Consider the following 4,487-nt stretch of genomic DNA (forward strand, 5'->3'; position numbering starts at 1 on the left):
GTCCATTGCTCACCCCTAACGCTTTTAAACGAGATTTAGATGAGCTGATTAATGCACTACGGTTCAAGTTAATCGCATTGAATAAAGACTCTTGTGCTTTCACTAATTCAGGCGAGTAAAGCTCAAATAAAGGTTGCCCTTTTTTCACTTCCACACCTACCGATCTAACATAGAGTTTTTCAATCCAACCAGAGACGCGACTGTTGATTTGCCAAACCGCATCATCATTGGCTTGCACCGCCCCTAAGCTATTAATGACCATTTTAAAATCATCTTTCACGACGATACCGGTGCGCACCCCAAGGTTATTTTCAACAGCAGCGGAGATAGTAACGACGCCCGCTTCAGATTCCCCGCCCGCCTCATCATAGACAGGTACTAAATCCATACCCATAGGTGATTTACCGGGTTTATCACGACGGTAATTGGCATCCATCGGCGCAACCCAATATAAGACTTTAAGTTCCGCCTTTGAGGCATTTTTCACTTCCGCGTAAACAGGCACTAAATCCATACCCATTGGTGATTTACCCGGTTTGTCACGGCGGTATTTTGCATCCATCGGCGCAACCCAATACAAAATTTCCGGCTCTGCTGTTTTTTCTGTTGCAGTAAACAAACTATTGATTTGCTCATTATTGGTAGCAAAGAAGCCCACCACTAAACCAAGAATTAAAACTAATAAATAACGCATAATAATTTCCTATTAAAGTGCCTGAAAATAACGGATGTTAGAAAGGCTTTTAAGGCCATCGAAATACAGTTGTTGATATTCTAAAGTAAGGTTCTGCTCATGGATGTAGGCATCAATAACCTCTTTGAAAGGACGCGTATTAGATTGGTAACTTTGCTCTAACAGCTTGGTATGCAGTTTCGCCTGTTTCAGTAAACTCTCTTGATAACGGGTTATACGTTCTTGTAGCTGCTGATAATTACTAATTTCACTGTTTAATAACGCATTAAGCTGGCGTAATAACAAACGATGTTCAGCTTGCTTCTGCCCTTTAATATGTTGTGCTGAGATAAGTTTTTGATCTTGGCGTTTATCGGTAAATAACGGAATATCCATAGATACAAAAGCGCTTAACAGATCAGATCTTGGTTCACCCATAGCGGTCTCACTTAACCTATGCCCATACCCGACTTCGACCTTAAAACTGGGGTTGTAACCCTGCTCGGCAAGCTCGATGCCATTATCCGCCACTAAAACAGTTTGCGCTAACATCTTGGCTTTCGGATGCTTGCTAAGTAACGCGTAATGCTCATTATTTGTTGCATTAAGCACGTTTACATAAGAGACGGTTTCGGACCATTGCGGAATTTCACTCGGCAGTTGTTGATACGCATATTGGCCGATATGCTCGCTTAACAAACTACGATAATTAAGCGATCTCTGACTTAGCGCGGCAAGCTTTTCATCAAATTTACTGATCTCAATTTCTGCGAAAATCAAGTCTTCGTTATCAGTTAATCCTAAAGAAAATTTCGCTTGCAAATCTCGGTAAAAACCTGCAAACAGTTTTTTATTTTCTTTTACTATCTGTAACGATTTGTCAATAAACAGAATTTTAAACCAAAGCTCACGCACGACTTTTTTAACATTTAACTGACGATCTAAGCCTTGATAAACCGTTATATCAGATCGTTGATTAAAGCCTTTTTGGGTCAATTCACGTTGCGAACCACGACTAAATTGCTGTGATAAGCCCACAGTAAGTTGCGTCATAGGATCTTGATCTAATTCAAAACTGTCTGTTGGCACATTCGCCATACCTAGTTTTATCATAGGATCAGCGAGCGTTGAGCCAGCAATACCTTGCGCAATAAGTGACGATTGTTGGGATTGATATATTTGTTGTGCAGGGTCAGATTTAACCGCCATCTGCTCAGCATCATTGAGGGTAATGCCCTCTGCAAAAAGATTAAAACTAAGCAAAAACGTTAAGCTAAATAGGCTGCTAAGCGCCATATTAAGAGTAAGGCGGTTGCTTGATAAAAAATACCCGGTGATTTTCATAACCACTTTCCTTTGTTAGCACTCCTTTTTATTGCCAATGCATTATTTCTAAAAGAAAAAAACAATAGGCTTAAAATACAGGAGTTAGGCAAACATAAATTAATCTGTTATTTGATAAATAGACGAATCAACGTTCTACAAATCAAAACTTTAGTTTAGCTAAAACTAAACAAAAAACAGTTAACCTATAAAGGGAGGCCGATATAAAGATTCAGGAAAGTAATAAGGGGCGGCAGATATGCCAGTTTGGTAAGTAAGCTGTAACTGAGGCTGATTAACAGTGTGCTCATGCTCGATAAAATAAAGCACAGAGACCACAGTCATAAAATCACAGTCGCTTTGGCAGTCCATGGTATGAGGCATTTCATCACCACCACAATCTGTTTTACTCATATCCATCTGCGATTCGTGTAAACCCATGGACATTGGACAGTTCACCATCGAAGTCGTTTCATTTTCTAATAGAGGTGCAAACGCCGTGACTTTCTGAGTGAAAGTTAACAGTATGGTAAGCATCAATATTAAGGTGATAAATCGCTTCATATTTAAGTCGATAGGTGAATGGATGAAAAAAGCTTAGCCCCTCCCCTTAGGGGAAGGTCAAGTATGAGGGAGTGTTTTTTGTGACTTGTCTGACTTATCTTCTAGTTTCGCTTTATTCTTGAATAGACAATAATAGTAACACACCTAGCTGATTTGGGTGTTCACCTCGTTCCTACGCTCTGCGTGGGAATGCAGACATACCTAGCTGATTTGGTTTGAAATAGGCCTGTGTCTGTTAGCTAATGGTGTTGATTATTAGGGAGTGTTTCGCCCTGACGGCGACTTTACTTTTCTCTCAACAGCAAGATAAAAGTAAGCAAAAGAGTGCCGTTCCGAACGTTTTTTTATCTTGCTAACTAAATCCCTTTTTAACGCACCAGTTTGGACCGCACATCCCTGTGCGGAGCCAAACTTAGTGGAAACGTCCTGTTTCCACTTGCTAAAGGCATTGATTGAGCAAGAAAAACGTAAACGGAAATTTCCGTAGCCGCATTGGTCTGAAAAAATGGCTATCTAACATTTTGTACCCTAACACAGAATTTTGAACGTCCTCCAAAAATAAAAAACCGGCCATTTGGCCTGTTTTTATCTCATAAGCTATTGTAATTACAAGTAACACGGTTCGATAGGAGCAGTTATCCAAACGGCGGCATAATCCAACGCGTACTGTTTATTGAAAAAGAACAGATCTGCGTTATCAAACACACCGTCAACCATAAAATGCGTTTTAATATAATCAGAAGTACTATCGCAGACTACTTGATGACCTTCAGTCACTTGAGTTTGTTCCTCCGTTATAGATAAAAAACCAGAATTACTAACCTGATAATGCTGTGTTAGCGGCGTTTTATCTGCATTAAGTAATCCGGTAAATGTGACTTCACCATTCGCTTTATAATCGGCTTCAATAACAACGGGTACATCCGTAATCGGGTTACCTTGTTCATCATCACCGTCACCATACCAGACAATATATAGTTTTTTGCCACTAAGCCACTCTGCAGTAAAACCATTTTTTTTCACATTTGACTCTGCTAGTTCTGCTGCTAGCTCTGCTAACTTAGCTTGTGCTTCTGTTTCGTCCAAGAACATATAGAAAGGATAATCAGAATTCCAGCCAAAACCGGGAGCAAAACTAAAGCTGCCTTTCTCCGCATCAAACCCGCTAATAGGCGGCAAGTTCACCATATCGGTTGTATAGTCCATGTTTTCAAAAGTGAACGATTCAGGCACATTTATTTTTATAAACCCATTAACAAACTGTGCTTGCCAGTCTGCATATATATTAGGCAGGCTGGTTTCATGCACTTTAAGTTCACCATCAAAAGCATTAGTAACGATAAACCAGGTGCGTTTATTGCCGGCGGCATCATAAGCAAAACTTGGTGTTGCCAGAAGCCAATCTTGAGTAGCGGTTCTTGCATTACCCTCCATCAAACTAGTGATATCAACGGCACTATAATCATTACCGTTAGCCACCAACTGAGCATCAACAACAGCTTGCAAATCGCTGATATTTTGCGCATCCCATTCAGGAAATTCCCAAGTTAACCAAATATCATGGGCATATTTAACTGAGTAGGTCACTTTCTGGCCGATATTGTCGGCAACAGTCAGATTCTGCTCAGGTGAGTTAAATAATGCATCATCTAGCTTTTTATGCGCCCATACAGTGTTCTCTACACTTAATTCAGGCGTACGTTTAGTCGTCGTGCTCTTCCAAGAACTAAAAATATATGGGCTACCAGAGTCATCTAGCTTGGCGCTATTACTATCAGTATCAAGCACCATACGTTTACCATCACTGATAACTACCGCTTTACCATCTACCGTTTTATTCGTTTCAGTCACTTCAAACCAGAAACTACCTAACGAACTGTTATCCAGTTCGTTAGGTAGTTTCTGGTTTGAAGTGACTGAAACGAAT

General features: G+C 40.3%; 4 protein-coding genes. All 4 read right to left on the minus strand.

The window, feature by feature from the left end:
• On the minus strand, window positions 1-694 hold a 694-nt coding region (locus AC4GME_RS03465), incomplete at its 3' end, for a heavy metal-binding domain-containing protein (RefSeq protein WP_490379015.1).
• Between the two features lie 12 nt (window positions 695-706).
• Complete coding sequence (locus AC4GME_RS03470; RefSeq protein ID WP_490375581.1) at window positions 707-2,017, minus strand: TolC family protein; 1,311 nt, start codon at window positions 2,015-2,017, stop codon at window positions 707-709.
• Between the two features lie 180 nt (window positions 2,018-2,197).
• Window positions 2,198-2,560 carry a hypothetical protein gene (locus AC4GME_RS03475; protein ID WP_490375580.1) on the minus strand — a complete coding sequence of 121 codons (363 nt, stop codon included), beginning with the start codon at window positions 2,558-2,560 and terminating at the stop codon, window positions 2,198-2,200.
• Between the two features lie 606 nt (window positions 2,561-3,166).
• Window positions 3,167-4,487: hypothetical protein (locus tag AC4GME_RS03480; RefSeq protein WP_490379016.1), on the minus strand; the 1,321-nt coding region annotated here is incomplete at its 5' end.

The sequence above is a fragment of the Psychromonas sp. genome, assembly GCF_983033635.1.